Annotated in this window: 16 protein-coding genes and 1 pseudogene; 12 read left to right on the top strand and 5 right to left on the bottom strand. The window is 52.7% G+C overall.

Annotated elements, in window-relative coordinates; translation table 11 throughout:
* The first annotated feature begins 354 nt into the window (after nucleotides 1–354).
* Both AC23NW_RS00830 and AC23NW_RS00825 read left to right on the top strand, forming a co-directional pair.
* Nucleotides 355–597 (top strand): type B 50S ribosomal protein L31, encoded by a 243-nt coding sequence (locus AC23NW_RS00830; protein WP_293834550.1) that lies wholly within the window; start codon nucleotides 355–357, stop codon nucleotides 595–597.
* Between the two features lie 142 nt (nucleotides 598–739).
* Nucleotides 740–1,549, top strand: coding sequence for an SRPBCC family protein (locus AC23NW_RS00825; protein ID WP_487447073.1), 810 nt, complete (start codon nucleotides 740–742; stop codon nucleotides 1,547–1,549).
* A gap of 39 nt (nucleotides 1,550–1,588) precedes the next feature.
* Here the strand turns inward: AC23NW_RS00825 and AC23NW_RS00820 are convergent, their stop codons facing one another.
* A complete protein-coding gene (locus tag AC23NW_RS00820) occupies nucleotides 1,589–4,522 on the bottom strand; it encodes a putative LPS assembly protein LptD (RefSeq protein WP_487447072.1) in 2,934 nt (977 codons plus the stop codon).
* A 131-nt stretch (nucleotides 4,523–4,653) separates the two neighbouring features.
* On the opposite strand from AC23NW_RS00820, the gene AC23NW_RS00815 reads away from it, so the two are divergent.
* The 8 genes from AC23NW_RS00815 (at nucleotide 4,654) to AC23NW_RS00780 (ending at nucleotide 11,368) form a co-directional block, all read left to right on the top strand.
* Nucleotides 4,654–5,463, top strand: a complete 810-nt coding sequence (locus AC23NW_RS00815) for an N-acetylmuramoyl-L-alanine amidase (RefSeq protein ID WP_310587057.1) — start codon at nucleotides 4,654–4,656, stop codon at nucleotides 5,461–5,463.
* Nucleotides 5,464–5,662: 199 nt separating this feature from the next.
* Nucleotides 5,663–6,655: an MlaD family protein gene (locus AC23NW_RS00810; RefSeq protein WP_487447071.1), complete on the top strand. Its 993-nt coding sequence runs from the start codon at nucleotides 5,663–5,665 to the stop codon at nucleotides 6,653–6,655.
* A gap of 68 nt (nucleotides 6,656–6,723) precedes the next feature.
* Nucleotides 6,724–8,349 carry an acyl-CoA carboxylase subunit beta gene (locus AC23NW_RS00805; RefSeq protein WP_487447070.1) on the top strand — a complete coding sequence of 542 codons (1,626 nt, stop codon included), beginning with the start codon at nucleotides 6,724–6,726 and terminating at the stop codon, nucleotides 8,347–8,349.
* Between the two features lie 57 nt (nucleotides 8,350–8,406).
* Nucleotides 8,407–8,853, top strand: coding sequence for a hypothetical protein (locus tag AC23NW_RS00800; protein WP_487447068.1), 447 nt, complete (start codon nucleotides 8,407–8,409; stop codon nucleotides 8,851–8,853).
* 175 nt (nucleotides 8,854–9,028) lie between these two features.
* Entirely contained in the window at nucleotides 9,029–9,592 is a 564-nt protein-coding gene (locus tag AC23NW_RS00795; protein ID WP_487447067.1) for a hypothetical protein, read from the top strand.
* A gap of 104 nt (nucleotides 9,593–9,696) precedes the next feature.
* The gene (locus AC23NW_RS00790; RefSeq protein ID WP_487447725.1) at nucleotides 9,697–9,978 is read left to right on the top strand and encodes a hypothetical protein; all 282 of its coding nucleotides are present in this window, start codon (nucleotides 9,697–9,699) and stop codon (nucleotides 9,976–9,978) included.
* On the top strand, nucleotides 9,897–10,316 hold the full coding sequence (locus AC23NW_RS00785; RefSeq protein WP_487447065.1) for a DUF1353 domain-containing protein: 420 nt from the start codon (nucleotides 9,897–9,899) through the stop codon (nucleotides 10,314–10,316). Before AC23NW_RS00790 ends, AC23NW_RS00785 begins: the two co-directional genes overlap by 82 nt.
* A 113-nt stretch (nucleotides 10,317–10,429) precedes the next feature.
* Nucleotides 10,430–11,368 carry a hypothetical protein gene (locus AC23NW_RS00780; protein ID WP_487447064.1) on the top strand — a complete coding sequence of 313 codons (939 nt, stop codon included), beginning with the start codon at nucleotides 10,430–10,432 and terminating at the stop codon, nucleotides 11,366–11,368.
* On the opposite strand, the pseudogene AC23NW_RS00775 reads toward AC23NW_RS00780, so the two are convergent.
* Nucleotides 11,365–11,640: pseudogene (locus AC23NW_RS00775) on the bottom strand (helix-turn-helix domain-containing protein); the annotation flags it as partial. The gene AC23NW_RS00780 and the pseudogene AC23NW_RS00775 sit on opposite strands and share 4 nt — an antisense overlap.
* A 133-nt stretch (nucleotides 11,641–11,773) precedes the next feature.
* On the opposite strand from AC23NW_RS00775, the gene AC23NW_RS00770 reads away from it, so the two are divergent.
* A complete protein-coding gene (locus tag AC23NW_RS00770; protein WP_293838523.1) occupies nucleotides 11,774–12,283 on the top strand; it encodes a (2Fe-2S)-binding protein in 510 nt (169 codons plus the stop codon).
* A 3-nt stretch (nucleotides 12,284–12,286) separates the two neighbouring features.
* Complete coding sequence (locus tag AC23NW_RS00765; RefSeq protein ID WP_487447062.1) at nucleotides 12,287–14,476, top strand: xanthine dehydrogenase family protein molybdopterin-binding subunit; 2,190 nt, start codon at nucleotides 12,287–12,289, stop codon at nucleotides 14,474–14,476.
* 66 nt (nucleotides 14,477–14,542) lie between these two features.
* Here AC23NW_RS00765 and AC23NW_RS00760 read toward each other — a convergent pair whose 3' ends face one another.
* The 3 genes from AC23NW_RS00760 to AC23NW_RS00750 form a co-directional block, all read right to left on the bottom strand.
* Entirely contained in the window at nucleotides 14,543–15,370 is an 828-nt protein-coding gene (locus AC23NW_RS00760; RefSeq protein ID WP_487447061.1) for a universal stress protein, read from the bottom strand.
* Between the two features lie 204 nt (nucleotides 15,371–15,574).
* Entirely contained in the window at nucleotides 15,575–16,495 is a 921-nt protein-coding gene (locus AC23NW_RS00755; protein ID WP_293838511.1) for a PfkB family carbohydrate kinase, read from the bottom strand.
* Nucleotides 16,496–16,550: 55 nt separating this feature from the next.
* Entirely contained in the window at nucleotides 16,551–17,744 is a 1,194-nt protein-coding gene (locus tag AC23NW_RS00750) for a hypothetical protein (RefSeq protein WP_487447059.1), read from the bottom strand.
* Between the last annotated feature and the right edge of the window lie 121 nt (nucleotides 17,745–17,865).

Here is a 17,865-nt window from a genome sequence, read left to right as displayed (position 1 = left end):
ATGTTTTTGCAATTCCTTCGAAAAATCAAACTCTAGTGCATTTATCTGACAACTAGTAAGTGCTAATCACTAGCCACTTAAGGAAGGCTGTGATGAATATCATATCGAAATCGTAAAAACTTCGAATAGTATAATTTCCGGAAGAGGCTGAAAGTATGCCGGCAGGTGCCGTAAACTGTTATCGAAAATTAAAAAATAATCCGGTTTGGCCCAAAATAAGCTGACTTGAATTCTACTCAGCGGTATAAAAAAGAAATCCGGCGGCAATTTGTTGTAAACCAGCCCAAAACTAGTTATTTTTGCAGTCCTTTTCGGTCGGCAACCGAGCAAAGGCAAGAAAATCAAAGAAATACTATGAAAAAAGGCATTCACCCGGAGTATCGCGACGTGGTATTCCACGATCTGTCGAGTGATTATAAATTCGTAACTCGTTCGACAGTCCAGACAAAAGACTCGATCGAATTCGAAGGTCAGACGTATCCATTGGTAAAGATCGAGGTTAGCTCACAGTCGCACCCTTTCTATACCGGTAAGAACGTTCTTCTTGACATCACTGGTCGTGTTGACAAGTTCCGTAAGAAATACGGCAAGAAATAACACGTACTCAGCTTACAAAACGCCCCGCTGCATGACCTGTAGCGGGGCGTTTTAGTTTTACCCCAATCCCGCTCCCTGATTTAACGCCAACATTTTGCCAGTAGTCAAGTTAACAAATAGAGTAATACATAACCTGACGACTATGGCAACGAACAACAAAAACGCACTGGTGCTGCGGACAGTACCGGTCGATCCGATTGCAAGTGGCTCAAGCCGGATTAATATTGGAAAAAATGAACGATGGGCCTCCATGGGCGGTGGAGCGCTGCTGGCCACCATCGGGCTGCGTCGTGGCGGCATTGGCGGCGCATTACTGGCCGCTATCGGCGGGGCCCTCGCCTTTCGCGGGGCAACCGGCCACTGTCCGGTCAACGAGGCGATTGGCCGCGATACGGCCGACGGTAAAACCGAAACCAGGGTGATGGAGATCAATCAGACCGTCACCGTTGATCAGCCCCGCGCCGACGTATATCAGCACTGGCGGCAGCTGGAAAACCTGCCCCGCTTCATGCATCACCTCGAACGCGTAGAACAGCTGGATGCCAAACGCTCACATTGGGTCGCGCGCCTTGACGTTCAGAACCAGACCGTTCAGTCGATGTCAAAAATTGAGTGGGATGCCGAAATCACCGAAGAAGATACTAATAACCGGCTGATGTGGCGCTCAGTGCCGGGGGCAACCGTCGATAACTCGGGCGAAGTTCAGTTTATTGACGCACCCAATGGCGGGACAACCATCATCGTTACCATCAAATACCGGGCTCCGGAAGGATTGGTTGGCGAAGCACTGGCCAGCCTGTTCAATCCGGTCTTTAAGAAAATGATTAAGGACGATATCAAGCGCTTCAAGCACTATCTCGAAACCAACACGGGGCCGATGAACCCGGTGCAGGAACGCATCAACCCATCGCTCGATGAACCCGCTCCTTCGTGGCAAACGCCGGTTCATTAATAAAAAAGCGGGTAAGTGCTCCTTACCCGCTTTTTGTTTTTAGAAACCACCCCGGTCGTAGAAGCTCCGGCGACGGCTTAACTTGAGTTCCTGTAAGAGAGAAGACCGCGCCCGCAGCTCAAATGAGTAGTTGCTGACCCGCTGGGCACTGCCTGCAAACGGCGTCCAGTTGAACGACATATCCCAGCAGTGTAAATCGCGCGTGGCCCCGACGGTTGTCAGCGACGGGCGTTTGGCCTGGAAGTCGAAACCGGTGCTGAACGTAAATTTCCACTTTGGTGTCAGGCTAAAATCGCCGGTCAGGTTGAGGGTCTGGATGATGGCACTCGGCGCCCCCGGATAATTACTGACCCCAAATGAATAACTGGCATTCAACGACCATGGAATGTTAAAATCGACATACAGGTCTGGATTGGCATTGATGGCCCGCATGTTTGCTTCGGATGCACCCGGTGCTGGCCGCTTCGTTTTGTCAGCACCCGGAGGAGCCAGCCGGCCGCTCAGGAAGACCTGCGCGCTTTGCAGATGAGCCAGTCCCTGCCCTTCCGTTACGGCGTAGCGGTTGACACGGACGAAATTCCGGACACCCGGGGTAGATGCCGTTGAGCTGGTTGGAGCTTCCACATAGCTATACGGATCAAAGGTCGCCGAGAAGTTAAAGCTGATATTCTTAAAAATCTGGGTATTCGCACTCACGTTGATGTTCGACAGCTTATACTCAGCTGCCAGCATGTTGTAGCTACCGGTCATGCTGATGTTGTCGAAAATCGGAATTTTCTTAAACTCGCTGCCTGCCGAATCGCTGCGCGACCGCACTTTCATTTCGAGCTGGTTGACAAATCCGAACGAGATAAACGCCGACTGCCCCGACGTAGCCGAACCGGCGGCACCACCTAACCCGCGGAACCGCGAGATCCGGCGCTTATACGACGGCAGGCCCAGTTCTTCCGGCAATTCCTGAAACATTCCGAACGATGGATTCGAAAAATCCGGTACGTAGCTGAACGCGATAGACGGTGCCAGCGTATGCCGGATTGCCTGCAGGCGTTTCCCTTTGAAGAAAAATGTACCATACACCCGCGTGTTCATGCTGGCATTGACCGCAAAGTTATAAGTCGGGAACAGGCCTTTCAGCGTATCAATACGAACGCCTTTTTCGGCTGGTATGTACGTGTAATTCAGCTTTTTAGTGTACAGATCACCGGCCAGCGAGAATCCCGGCGTCAGGTTGATGTACTTGAAGAGTTTAACGTTTGGCAGTGAAATCGGGATACTGTACGAGCTCTGGATGGTACCATTCCGCCAGATTGTTTCACGGTTCCCCCAGCTGAAGGCAAATATATTCGGGTCGGCAATTACCTGGCCATCGCGGATTGCCTGCGCCCGGGCGATACTGTCAGCAATGTATTCTGCGCGGCTTTTCAGTGTCACCCCGCTCGGAGGGATTACTTTAAAACCGAGCCCTGTCGTATCTACCTGCGTCCGGCGGGTGTTATTAATGGTAGCCTGCCCCCGGAAATCAAACCCCACCCGGAAGCTTTCGTACCACCGGCCCGAACCACCATTCAACGCAAACGGCGAAATCTGGTTAATCCCGAGGTTGAAATCCGTCGATATATCCGTTTTACCATTTTGTCTGACGGTTGATCCGGGAGTAGTGGTTCCAAACTGCTGATTCACCCGGAAACTTGCTCCCGAGCGGATATACTGCCCGAACGTCCGGTTGTACTGGACCGATGACCCCGCTACGTTTGATGTATACCGCTGTAAATCATACGAATTGGTCGAATTGTAGCTGTTGCTGGTTACGTTTACGTTGGCCGAGAACGTTCCCCGACCGCGCGGCACCGGAGAATGGGACCATGTAATCGAAAAATCGTTCCGTGGTTTCTGCGTTGTATCGACGCGGTCGCCGGAGCGGTTACGGGCATACCGCAGGTCAAAGCCGCCGCTGTAATAGTAGCGTTTGTTGTAGGCAGCCGTCGTGCCAAGACCCCAGCTTCCCTTTGAATAAATCTGCCCGCGGAACTGTAAACCGATGTTCTCGTTTACGGCCCAGTAATACCCGCCGTCGCGCAGGTAATATCCGCGTCCGTTCGGCTCTTCGCCATACTGCGGCATCAGAATCCCTGACACCCCGTTTTCTTTTTTCTTCGGGAACGGGAAGAACCCGAACGGCAACCCGATCGGCAGCGGTATCTGATTGACAACCAGATTAAACGGCCCTGCAATCACCTGTTTATTGTGAACAACTTTCAGCTTGGTGGCGTTAATGTGGAAGTGCGGTGTTGCCAGGTTACAGGTGGTATAGATAGCCCCCCGGATATACATATTGTCGTCGGCATCTTTCTTAACATCCTTCCCCCGGATATTGCCTTCGCCCTGCTGGGTAACAACGCCCTGAATTTTTCCTTTTTTGGTCCGAAAATTGTACCGGATTTCGTTGGTATCATACTGTTCGGAACCGTCCTTAAAAACCGGCAGGCCAACCATCTTCCGGGACGTTGAATCATAGCGGCCTTTGGCATACACTTCATTGGTCGTATAGTTCAGCCGGATGTAATCAGCGTTGAGTGCTATATCTCCGTATGTTACCTTTGCATCGCCGTATAATTCCATAATCTGACCATCTGCCGAATAAATGGTTGAATCACGGGAAGAATACGTGACCGTTGTCCGGAAACTATCGTCCGTTTTAAGGGAGTCCTGCTGTAAGGAATCCCGGCGGGAAACCGCCGATGAGTCACGGCCGGAGAGGGCACGGATTACGCCCGGCGAGCCGGTTGGTTTATCCGGTACCGTCTGGGCCGGTGTGGGCGGCGCCGGAATGCCGCCTTTTGCCGGCTGCTGCGGTACCGTCTGTGCCTGAGTGATCTGGAACAGAAACATCAGCCCCATCAAAACCGCTCCCGACAAGCGTTTTGATATGGTCCGTATAATAAAGTATGTATTTACCAGTTTTGTCAAAGACATTAGATTTACTAAAATACCCACAACCCGGGTTATGCAAAGTTATGACGAAGGCTTTTCCTATCATTACTTTCAAACAGATTGTGCCGTTAAAAATTATTAAAGTCCTGTTTGGCACAATCGGCGGACCAGTTATGATCCTGGTATGGCCGCTGCTGGCGCTCACGGTTCAGCAACAGCCCGTATTTCAGGACACCATCTCAAACAGCCAGCCGGCGACAACCGAAGGCGGACCGAACCGGCTGCGCACGGTTGTGATCGACCCCGGCCACGGCGGCAAAGACCCCGGCTGTATGACAAAACGTAACCGGGAGTCACGGATTGTGCTGAAGATCGGATTACAGCTGGCACGCCAGATAAAAACCGAGATGCCGAACGTGCGGGTGATCCTGACCAGGGCCAGTGACCACTTTGTCGAACTTGCCGAACGCTCCGCCATTGCCAACCGCAACCGCGCCGATTTGTTTATTTCGATTCACGTCAATGCCAATGCCCAGTCGAGCCGGCTGTATGGTACAGAGACCTATACACTGGGTCTGCATAAAACCGAAGGCAACCTCGAAGTAGCGAAACGGGAGAACTCCGTTATCCTGCAGGAAGCGAACTACCAGCAGACCTACAAGGGCTTTAACCCGAATTCGCCGCTGGCCCACATTATGCTGGCCAACTACCAGCACGCCTTTATGGGCAGCAGCATCAACTTTGCCGAAAAGGTGGAGCGCAGCTTCAACAGCCACGCGGAACGGCATAGCCGGGGCGTGAAACAGGCCGGATTTGTGGTGCTGTGGCGGACTACCATGCCGAGCGTACTGGTCGAAACGGGCTTCCTGACCAACCCGAATGAAGAAGCCTATCTGGCCTCTGAAGAAGGGCAGGAAGAGATTGCCTATGCCCTTTTCAAAGCCTTTGCCCAATATAAACAGGAAATTGAATCGGCTGATTAAACAGTACCCCGGTCAGTTTTGGTTGTAGTGTTAAGAAAGTTTCACTCGGATCAAACTATTCAAACTCTCCGGGATGTTGTACTTTCGCAGCAAATCTGAAGATTGAGGTCGTGAACTGAGCGAAAACGGAGCCTGACAAACAGCAGACTTCCGGATAGTTACCTCACACTAACGCTCTTTCACACGTTCACTATTGGTTATGAAATTTTCGCAGGAAACGAAGGTAGGTATACTGGCAGTCGTCGCGCTGGCGATGCTTTATTTTGGCTTTAATTTTTTAAAAGGCTCTGATTTCTTTTCAAGCAACCGGCAATACGAGGCTATTTACGATAATGTGGACGGCTTAACCGTTTCCAATCCGGTGCAGGTAAACGGATTTACGGTAGGCCGCGTAAAGACCATTAAAATCCTGCAGGATCAGCAGAATAAAATGCTGGTAACGATGGACATCCGGAAGGACCTGGCCGTGGGCGAAGGCTCTAAAGCGATCCTGGCCGACAACGGCCTGCTGGGTGGCAAGCTCATTAAACTGGACCTCAACCAGAAGGCGCAGGCGATGGAAGACGGTGGTAAGCTCGTGGCCGTCAAGGAATCGGGCATGGTGGCAACCCTCAGCAACAAGGCCACACCGGTACTGAACAACGTTGACTCCCTGACCCGCAACCTGAACCGGATTGTGCTGTCGTTTGATAAAACTGCCGCCATTCTGAACCAGACACTGGCCGGTGCGAACAAGGTAACCGGCACCCTCGACCTGACCGTTCAGGAAAACCGGGCCGCTCTGCGCGCCACGCTCGCGAACGTCAACCGCCTGTCGGCATCACTGTCGGAGACCGAAAAACAGGTAAAACCGATTCTGGCTAAAGCCAGCAGCTTTGCGGATTCGCTGAACGCCCTGCAACTGCGGCAGACGCTGGCAACGGCCAACCAGACCGTAGCCAACCTGCAGAAACTGCTGGCTGGTATTCAGCAAGGCAAAGGTTCTATCGGCAAACTGACGTCTGACGAAGCGTTGTATGCCAACGTCAACGCCACGACCGTCAGCCTGGAACGGCTCCTGACCGACTTCCGCGAAAACCCGAAGCGGTACGTACATTTTTCACTGTTTGGCCGGAAAGACAAAGGCGCCCCTGCCAGTCAGACCGTTACACCCGGCCGCACGGCAACGGCTACCGCTGATACCACAAAGTAGCGTTTTTGTCGCACGTTTCCGGTTGTCTGCTTACGTTTAATGCGGACCGAAACGTCCGCGCTACTGCTATGTACACTTCATCACTTGACTCATTACTGGAGCAGCTCCGCCAGAAAACGGCCCAAACCCAACTGGGCGGCGGACAAAAGAAAATTGACGATCAGCACCGCAAAGGCAAACTGACCGCCCGCGAACGGATTGCATACCTGACCGACGATGACCGGCCTTTTGTCGAAATCGGCCTTTTCGCCGGCGAGGGCATGTATGCCGAGCACGGCGGATGCCCGTCGGCAGGCGTGGTGGCCGGTATCGGCTATGTGTCGGGCCGGCAATGCGTGGTTGTCGCGAATGACGCTACCGTGAAAGCCGGTGCCTGGTTCCCGATTACGGCCAAGAAAAACCTCCGTGCGCAGGAAATTGCCATGGAAAACAGGTTACCCATCATCTACCTTGTCGACAGTGCCGGGGTGTATCTCCCGCTTCAGGATGAGGTGTTTGCCGATAAGGAGCATTTCGGCCGTACCTTCCGCAACAATGCGATGATGTCGTCGATGGGCATTCTGCAGGTTGCGGCGATCATGGGCAGTTGTGTGGCCGGCGGCGCTTATCTGCCTATCATGTCCGACGAGGCGCTGATTGTTGAAGGCACCGGATCTATTTTTCTGGCAGGTCCTTATCTGGTCAAAGCGTCCATCGGCGAAGACGTAGACGCCGAAACGCTGGGCGGAGCCAGTACGCACTGCGAGATTTCGGGCGTTACCGACAACAAATACCCCGACGACCAAAGCTGCCTCGACGCGATCAAACGCATGTTTGACAAACTGGGCCATTCCGAAACGGCCGGCTTCGACCGCGCGGCGCCAGTGCCTCCCGCCAAAGCCCCCGAAGCTATTTATCAGCTCCTGCCCCTCGACCGGGTAAAGCCCTACGACATGCTTGAGCTCATTGAGCGGCTGGTCGACAACTCCGAATTCGACGAATATAAACCCCTCTACGGCAAATCGTTGCTGTGCGGCTATGCCCGGATTGACGGCTGGGCGGTCGGCATTGTGGCCAACCAGCGTAAAGTCGTTAAGGCCAAAGGGCGCACCGGTCAGGCACAGGAAATGCAGATGGGCGGTGTGATTTACGGCGATGCGGCCGATAAAGCAGCGCGGTTTATCATGAACTGCAATCAGAAACGCATTCCGCTGGTGTTTTTGCAGGACGTAACGGGCTTTATGGTCGGCAGCCGTTCGGAGCAGGGCGGGATTATCAAAGACGGCGCCAAGATGGTCAATGCGATGGCCAATTCGGTAGTGCCGAAATTTACGGTGGTGGTCGGCAACAGCTACGGAGCCGGCAACTACGCCATGTGCGGCAAAGCCTACGATCCGCGCCTGATGCTGGCCTGGCCTACGGCACAGATGGCAGTCATGAGCGGGGCATCGGCGGCCAAAACCCTGGTACAGATTCAGGTCGCGACGATGAAGGCCAAAGGTCAGCCCCTGACCCCGGACGAAGAACAGGCGCTGTTGCAGAAAATCACCGATCAGTATAATGCCCAGCTATCGCCCTACTACGCGGCATCGCGGTTGTGGGTCGATGCGGTGATTGATCCGCTGCAAACCCGTCAGATCCTGTCGGAAGGTATTACCGCCGCCAATCATGCCCCGATCACCCGGCCGTTCAACGTCGGTGTGATCCAGACCTAGGGCGGTCATTGCCTAAAAAAGATTGGACGGATGGCTAAAAAACGCCTTATTCGCAGCATGAAACGTATTGTCTTGTCAGCGGCCGGCGTGCTGCTATCGTTCGCGGCTTTTAGTCAGGCTTCGGTGGCCTATTATCCGTTCAGTTCCCTGTTTACGGTCAGCACCAACCCCAACAAAGCGGTTTGGCTCGATGGCCGGATGCAGTTTAACACCCTCTTCGGCTCGCTCAGCACCACGGTAGCCCCGATGGTCAACGTCAGCCGGAAGGAGTTTGTGAACTATTACACGGGGCTTGGCGTACGGTTCAATGCGTTAAATCAGCTAAACGATGCCGACATTCTGGAAGGCTATTCACTGCATGCCGGTGTCCGGGTAGCGCCCATCCACAGCCTACCGAACCTGCGGGTTGCGTTTGAACTGTCGCCCTATGCACGCGCTAACTTCAAGAGCGGCGTTTTCTACGCTCATTTCGGCGTTGCCTACCAGTTCCTGAAGAAGCAATAACAAACAGGTATCTGTACAGTATACGAAGCGGCAAAGTCTCAGCGACCTGCCGCTTTTTTTATGCTTTGCTGAGTGCCGGTTACCTCCTATTAACAATCCGTAAAAACAATCAATCTGCTGTATACGAATCCGGGGACATTCACGTTTTCGAAATATCACCATTAACGAAAGCAGTATGAAAACCACTACCTTATTCCTGTTCCTTATCTGCTCCTGCCAGGCCATTGCTCAATCAACTAATCTGAAAACAGCCACCCGATCCCTGCAGAAAAAGACCCGTGCCGTTGGTATTTACGCCAACTATGGCTCCAGCCCAATCATCGGCAATCAGCTGGAGTTCAGCGCGTACGGCGGCTATTTTATCGCCAATAAGCTGCTGCTCGGTCTGAACGGAGGATATGCTACTGACTGGAGCAATACGGTGGAAGGCCATGTCAGCTCCTGGCTTACAGGTCCGTTTATCCGCTATTACCTGACCTCATCCCGTGTTACCCCCTTTGCCGAGGCCGGTTACCAGTTCGGCCAGTTTATGATCTCGTCGCCCTACAACATGGGGCAAGCCGGAATCCGTCATTCGGCCAACACCCTGTCGTTTACCGGTGGTTTAGGCGTCCGGCTGACGCAGGCCTTCCGGCTTGAGCTGGCGTATAACTACCAGGCGGACCGCTTCTCTCCCGCGCCGCTAGTCCAGCGAAATTGGCAGGGCTATCCACAAGCCGGGCTAAGCGCTTTTTTTTAGCAGCGCCACAGAGGCTGAAAAAAAAACGTTGAGGTTCAGATTACTGAACCTCAACCTGCCATATATTGCAAATTGACTCTTTGATCTTATCTGTTTAGCCATCCATGACCCGCAATGCCTTCTTTTCCTGCTTAATCCTCTTGCTATGCGCAACTGCTTTTCACGGGCAGAAACGCCATTTTTCCGACGATATCCGTATTGAACCGCTGGTCAACAATGGCGTTATACAGGTCCTGAGGGTAAAGCTCCGTTTGCCTTTATCGACAGTACCGGAAAAATATGGGTTGTTCCGCAAAATGTTCTGGTGGACAGCACATCATTGCCACAGCAGGTCCGGCAAATTGCCGGATCACCTTATACTGCTGCTTACCGGAACGCATTTGTAGTTCATAAATACCATTGTGACCACAAACAGGAAACGTGGCAGGCCGTCCATCGCATGTTTTTTGAAGCGTGCTTAACAACCGGAGCAGATGAGCACATGGCCAAAGCCATGTATGCGGCCATGTATGCCTATGGCCCGCGCTGGGAGACAAAATTTGTTATTGACTATGAAGCAGGCGTACGGAAACGCATCGTTACTACTTATGAAACGCTTTACCCCGAAGCAGCTTTTGCGGACGACCGGCAATGGATAAATGACACAAACCCATCGCTGACAGCCATTGACGCACGGATCAAAGAAAAGCTCACCTTTGCCGCCATCAGGACGGGGACGCGCTGACATTGACAGGCCGGTTAGCCTTTTTACCGGCGAGCAGAGGCAAAACCTGTTGGTTTATTTTGTCTCCGATTCGTATATTGGGTGACAAAATAAAGCTCCGATCCGGACCCTCCATGAAAAAGCCAATCCTTACTACCTTACTCTGTCTGCACGTCGCCTTACTGTCTTTCGGGCAGGCTACATTTAATCAGGAGAAAATAACGTGGGTTCCTTTTGATTGGTCGGATCCCGATACCCGCGATGTGATGCTGGTCACGGCCCGCCTCGATACCCTAAGTTATTTTTTCCGCTGGCAGCTGGACACAGGCAGCCCATATACGTATCTGGAAGGGGGCACATTCAAAAAATTCGAGACGAAATTTCCTTACCTGAGCCAAATGATCCGGCGGGTTGATTCAGCCAGCAATGGCAACTGGTATAAAATTGCAACGCCTCCGTTCAGGTTTGACGTTCCGGTATTACCGCCTGTTATCCTGAAAAATGACAAAATAGGCGGCAATTTCCCGCAGGATTACCTCGATAAATACAAAGGGTTCAGTGTCGGAACTATCGGGGTCGATATCTTTAAGGACAAGGTCCTCATTCTCGACTTTAAGCACCGCAAAATCGGCTATTGTGATAAGCTGTCGGCCGGATTTTACAGGCAGAAGCTTAACACATCGCCCTTCCGTTTTTACAAAAACCGGATTATCCTGCCAGTCAGAATCGGTACGGAGTCGAAAGACTTTATGTATGATTGCGGAGCAAGTATGTTTACCCTGAATACAACACCCAAATCGTCGGTCTCTTTTGCGCCTAAGGCCCTGACAGATACCCTGTACAACATCAACAACGGTGAATCGGGAGCCGTTTATAATGCACTGGGCGGTAAAATCAGCAAAAAGGTGCAGATTCTCGGGAAGACCTACAGCAACATCGTGGTGTACGTCGAAAAAGGGGAATCAGCCATTTTCGACGAAGCTAACGTCGCCGGTGCGATTGGCAACAAGCTTTTTCTCGACCATATCCTGATCTTCGACTTTAAAACCGGTAAGGCTACGCTGATTGACTAGCCTTGTTCTGCGGCCAGCCGGTCAATCGCTACCCGCTTACTCCGGTACTCGTTCGGGGAGAGGCCCGTTTTTTGCTTAAAAAACCGCGTAAAATGCTGCGGATATTTAAAGCCTAACTCGTAGGAAATTTCGCTGACCGATTTGGTTGTGTCAAACATCCGCTCCTTTGCCAGATCCAGCAACTGAAGCTGAATGTACTCCAGGGCTGTTTTACCGGTTTCTTTCTTAATCAAATCCCCGAAGTAGTTCGGCGACAGATGTAATTCAGCGGCAAAGAACGACGCCACTATCAGCCAAACAGTTACACCTGACATTCCGAAAAACAAAAACTTTACATGGAATGTCATACCAGCGTATAATTTCCGTAAACGCCTTATCTTAGATGAATAATAAACACGTACTTCCGTGAAAACATACACGCTTACCATCAACGGCAAACGAACAACCATCGAAGCCGAACCGGATACGCCGATGCTGTGGGTCATCCGCGACTATGCGGGCCTGAAAGGCACTAAGTTTGGCTGCGGCATGGGCCTTTGCGGGGCCTGTACCATTCACCTCGACGGGCAGCCCGTCCGCTCCTGCCAGACACCGGTTTCGGCCGTGAAGGCGACCAGCAAAATCACCACGATTGAAGGCATTTCGGCAAACGTTGACCATGTCGTCCAGAAAGCCTGGATCGAAGAGCAGGTGCCTCAATGCGGCTACTGCCAGTCGGGGCAGATCATGAGCGCTGTGGCGTTGCTGAAAAGCAATCCTAACCCGACCGACGACGATATTGATACCTACATGGCCGGCAACATCTGCCGCTGCGGTACCTACAACCGCATCCGGAAAGCGATTCACTCGGCAGCGGCCACGCTGAAGACCGAAGCCGGTACCGTAAAAAAATCACCTAAACAAGCGTCCCGCTAACCTATGTCTGCTCAGAAAAACACTACTGTCAACCGCCGTGACTTCCTGCGGTATGCAGGGCTGTCGGGCACCGCATTTGTGCTCGGGATTTCGTCGGCCACTGCCACGGATATGGCTACCGTCCAGACGCTGCGGTCAACGGCACCGGCACCGGGCTATACGTTTACGCCCTACATCATCATCGAAAAGTCGGGTAAAATCACCCTGTTTAATTCAAAACCGGAGATTGGCCAGGGCACGTTCCAGTCCATTCCCGTCCTGATTGCGGAGGAGCTTGAGCTTGCTCCTGACCAGTATACCGTGTTACAGACCGGAGGCGAAAGTACGTTCGGGGACGCCCAGTTTTCGGGAGGTAGTTTTTCCGTACGGTCGAGCTACAACGACATGCGGAAGGCCGGTGCTGCCGCCAAAGAAATGCTCATTACCGCCGCCGGCAAGCAGTGGGGCGTTCCGGCATCGGAGTGTTATGCCGAAAAGGCAACGGTGGTCCACAAGCCATCCGGCAAACGGATCTCTTACGGCGAACTGGCCGAAGCCGCCTCCAGACTTGAGGTGCCGAAAAGCCCGGTCCTGAAAGACCCGAAAGATTTTAAACTGATCGGCAAGTCCGTCAAGCGGCAGGATGTGCCGCTGAAAGTTTCGGGCAAAGCCGTGTTTGGTATCGACGCCGACGTGCCGGGGATGGTGTATGCCTCGGTGGAACACTGTCCGGTCTTCGGTGCTACCCTGAAAACCTACGACAAAACCGCCACCATGAAGATTGCCGGTGTTGAACAGGTACTGGAAGTGGAGCGGGTGTTCGGCGTCTACAAATCCACCGGTGTGGCGGTAATTGCCAAAAACTACTGGGCTGCCCTCAAAGGCCGTAAGGCGCTGAACGTTGCGTGGGACTATCAGGGCAAGGAGGCGTTTAACTCAGCCGGTTATTCGCAAAGCCTGCGTGATCTGGCCAAAAAAGAGGGCGTCCTGGATGCCGGTACCGGCGACTTTGACAAGGCTTTCGGTGAGGCAGGCAAAAAGATCGAAGCATTCTACGAAACACCGTTTGTGGCACATTCACCGATGGAGGCCATGAACTGTACCGCCCACTGGAAAGCGGATAATACGCTGGAAATCTGGACATCGACGCAGGTGCCATCAGACATTCTGCGCGATCTGCCGCCTCTATTCGGTCTGAAAGCCAGTGATGTTACACTGCACACCGCCTTCAGCGGGGGCGGGTTCGGCCGCCGGCTGGCGATTGATTTCATCATCGAAGCCGTTAACCTGACCAAAGCCATTAAAAAGCCGGTCAAACTGATCTGGACCCGCGAAGACGATACCCAACTGGGCCCGTTCCGCCCGCAAACCTTCTCGGCAATGAAAGGCGGCATCTCGGCCGATGGCAAGCTGGTGGCGTTTCAGCACAAGGTGATTTCGCCGACCATCATGTCGTTTCTGAATCCTGCCAACGATAAAACCAAACTGGATCAGACCATGACCGAGGGCATCAGCCATCAGGCCTACGAAATACCGAACACGAAGAACCTGTTTGTCTATGCCGACATTCACGTACCGATGTTCTGGTGGCGCTCGGTAACCAGCTCAACCCTGGCCTTTTCGCACGAATGTTTTCTGGATGAACTGGCTCATGCCGCCGGTAAAGATCCGATGGCGTTCCGGCTCAGTATGCTCACCAAAGATTCGGATACCAAACGGGTGTTGCAGAAACTGAAAGAAGTATCAAACTGGGACACCCCGCTGCCGAAAGGAAAAGGACGCGGCGTGGCGCAGTGGGATTTCTTCGCCGGTTTAGGTGGTCAGGTGATTGAGGTATCGCGGCGGTCGGATAACTCGGTTAAAATCGACAAGGTCTATGCCGTTATTGATCTGGGAACCGTCGTTAATCCGGACAACGTAAAGGCACAGGTCGAAGGGGCAGTTGTGATGGGCATTACAGCGGCCATCAAGAACGGCATCACGTTTGCCGGCGGCAAGACCGAACAAAGCAATTTCCACGACAATCCGGTCCTGCGCATCAACGAAATGCCGGCCATCGAGGTACATATTCTGGCCGAAGGCGGCAAAAACATCAAAGGGGTTGGTGAACCGGGCTTACCACCGGTAGCCCCTGCCCTGGCCAACGCCATTTTCGCTGCTACCGGTATCCGTGTGCGGAAGATGCCGTTTGATATTGACAACCTGAACGCCTAGGCCTGTTCGCTAATGTAGCCGCATTGTTCTCTGCCATCGTTAAGGCGAGAACAATGCGGCTACATTTCACTGATGAAACACCATCAGCGGGGTAGCGGCGTGCAGCGTCATGGCTTTGGTCATGCTTTTGCCGAACAGTTTTTCCGTCGTAGTGCGCTGATGAGCTGTCATCACCAGTAAATCCACATGGTTGGTTTCCAGGTACTGGTCAAGGCTCCGTTCCACGCCGTTGCCTTTCCATAACCGGAAGCTGATGTCCCTAAAATCCGTGTTGGCCATAACCTGCTGTTCAAACGCCGCCAATGCCTGCACAGCCGCCCATGACTCGTCTTTCGCCACGTGAATAACCGTAATGTGAGCGTTGAACAGGGCCGCGACCGGAGCCAGCAAACCCAGATTCACGACATCGCCCGGCAGGTAGTCAGTGGCGTACACAATCTCACTCAGCGTATCCAGATGCAGGCGTTCCGGAATGGCAATGACCGGACAGGGCGCCTTTTCGATTACCCAGGCGGTGTTGGTGCCAAACAGCATGCCTTCCAGCTTACTGCCTGCCCCCTGCGTCCCCATCACGATCAGGTCGATGTGTTTATCCGTAACGAGCTGCATGATTTCATCGCGCAGCTCGTTGGGGCTGCTGATTAACGCAGGCGTATGGAGGGGATTGCCGCCTGCCTTCAGGTAGAATTGCCGTAGCTGCTCATCGGCATACTGCTTTCCGCCGCGCATCTCGTCATCCAGTGCCCTGGCAGACCCGTATGGATTGACGTGAAACGTATGAAATGAGTGAAAGAGAACAAGGTTCGCCTGAAGTTTTTGCGACAGGCGAATGGCAAAATGCAGGGCGTTAGCGGCATTTTCCGAAAAATCGACCGGAACCAGAATTGTTTTCATGATGATGTAAAGCACCCTCTCTGCTGTGCTGGTTAATCTGTTGTAAAGGTACAGCTACCAGATTATCAGGGGATGACCGCCGTCATCCGGCCACATGACAGATGTTTTCACCACCTGAAGTTTTCGCCGGTCTCTAACAAATCAGGGGCGATACAGGAACATAATGTCTCCTGTACCGCCCCTGCTATCTTGACAACCGCTTACTTATAGCTCAACACTGAACGCCGACAGGCGGACAAACTGCTTCACACGGTCGTAAATTTCGTCCTGACTCAGGTTCAGCATCCGCTCGGCGCCGAATTTCTCTACGCAGAACGACGCCATGGCCGATCCGTAGATCACGGCCCGCTTCATGTTATCGAACGACAGATCACCGGTTTTGGCCAGGTAACCAATAAAACCACCGGCGAACGTATCACCCGCTCCGGTCGGATCAAAGACTTCGGCCAGCGGCAAGGCCGGGGCATAGAAGATGTGTTCGTCCTGGAACAACAACGCACCATGCTCGCCTTTCTTGATAATCACCGTTTTCGGTCCCATCGCCCGGATCGTGGCCGCCGCCCGTACCAGTGCATAGTCGCCGGTCAGCATCCGCGCTTCTTCATCGTTCAGCACCAGCACGTCCACCAGCGGTAAAAGACCCTTCAGGTCGTCGTTGGCAATGTCGATCCAGAGGTTCATCGTGTCGAGCACGACCAGTTTCGGCCGCGTTGTCAGCCGCTCAATTACCATCCGCTGCACCGCCGGGGCCGTGTTACCCAGCATCAGGTATTCGCAGTTCTGGTACGCATCCGGAATCACCGGATTAAAGTCGCCCATCACGTTCAGCTGCACCTCTACGGTGTCGCGGCTGTTCATGTCGTTGTGGTACTTACCCGACCAGAAAAACGTTTTTTCGCCCTGGCGGATTTCCAGTCCTTCCGTGTTGATGCCGTGATCTTTAAAAATGTCGATCATGCTCTGCGGAAAGTCATCGCCCACGACCGCAACCAGGTTGTTTGCCTTCGTGAAATACGACGCCGACAGGGTAATATATGTGGCGGCTCCCCCGATGATTTTATCGGTTTTGCCAAATGGAGTCTCCAATGCATCAAATGCGACGGAGCCGACAGTTAACAGACTCATTATTAGTGCTATAATTTAGTATAGTTTCAACGTTTGTGTATTCCGGACAGCCCGCTTAAATGTTCGGATGCCGTTTAAATGGTTTAGTCCGGTCGAACAGATACCGGAACGTGATATGCCGCTTGGCAATGGTGGCGCCCAGCAGTTTGGCATAGCGCTGCATCTTCGGATTAAAATCCCCGATCCAGTTCAGTTCCAGGTGCTCATACTGAAATCCTTTGGTCTTCCACGCTTCCGTCGGAAACGCAATGGCAATGGCCGATTCAACGCCCCGGCCCTGAAAGGACGGGATTACGCCAAAAATAACACCAAATGCCTGTTTATTGGTACGCATCACTTTATGATACAGGAATTTAAGCTTCCCGATCAGGTCAAGTTTCCCGTTCATGCGCTTAAAGTAATGGGTCAGTTCCGGCAGCATGATGAAAAAAGCAACCGGCTCTTTTTCAGGACCGTGGTAACCAAACCACATCAGTTTTTCATCCAGAATCGGCTTCATACGCTCCATCAGGGCGAGGGCCCGTTCTTTGGTCATTTCGCCGGCATTGAGGTTATTCGACCAGGCCTGGTTATAGATAGTCCGGAAGTCTTCGGCATATTTAGCCAACTGAGTTTTCCGGATATGCTCGAACGTAAATGACGGATCATTGAGAATCCGGTTGGCCCGCTCAAAAACCGTCGGATGGAGCGCATTGCGTACCCCCTGCTCATCCAGCGGCATGTAATAGGTATGCTGCTGGTAATATTCCTGAAAACCGTACTGCTCAAAGAGCCGGATATAATACGGTTTGGTGTAGGGCATACCATAGTTGGGTTCCCTGTCGTAGCCTTCGGCGAGGGCGCCCCACCAGCGGTCGCGTTCCCCGAAGTTGATCGGCCCGTCCATGGCCTCCATACCGCGTTCAGCCAACCAGTTTTTGCAGGTATCGAATAGCAGGTCCGCTGCCTGCTGATCGTCAATACACTCAAAAAAGCCCATGCCGCCGGTTGGCTGGTCATTGCCTACCGTAGCCGTTTTCCGGTTAATGAAGGCAGCAACACGCCCGATGGTTTCCTTTGCCTCATTCAGCAACAGCCAGCGGGTACATTCCCCGTTCCGGAAAAACTTGTTTTTTTCGGGATCAAAGACATCAGCAACGTCATTATCGAGCGGCCGTGTCCATTTAGGATCGTTTTGATATAACCGGACCGGAAACATGATAAATTCCCGCTGATAATCAGCATTTGTACCTACTTCAACAAGTTGCATAAAACGAAGAAAAACGGATCTTTTGGCCAATAGACCGGCAAAAATACGGAAAAGTCGGAAGGGTAGCGTTTTAAGACTAACATTCTGTAACTTCGCAACCAGTTAAAATGAGCCGTTCCGG

The organism is Arsenicibacter sp. R0_47 (assembly GCF_057652235.1).
This window is presented reverse-complemented; position numbering and strand designations above follow the sequence as displayed.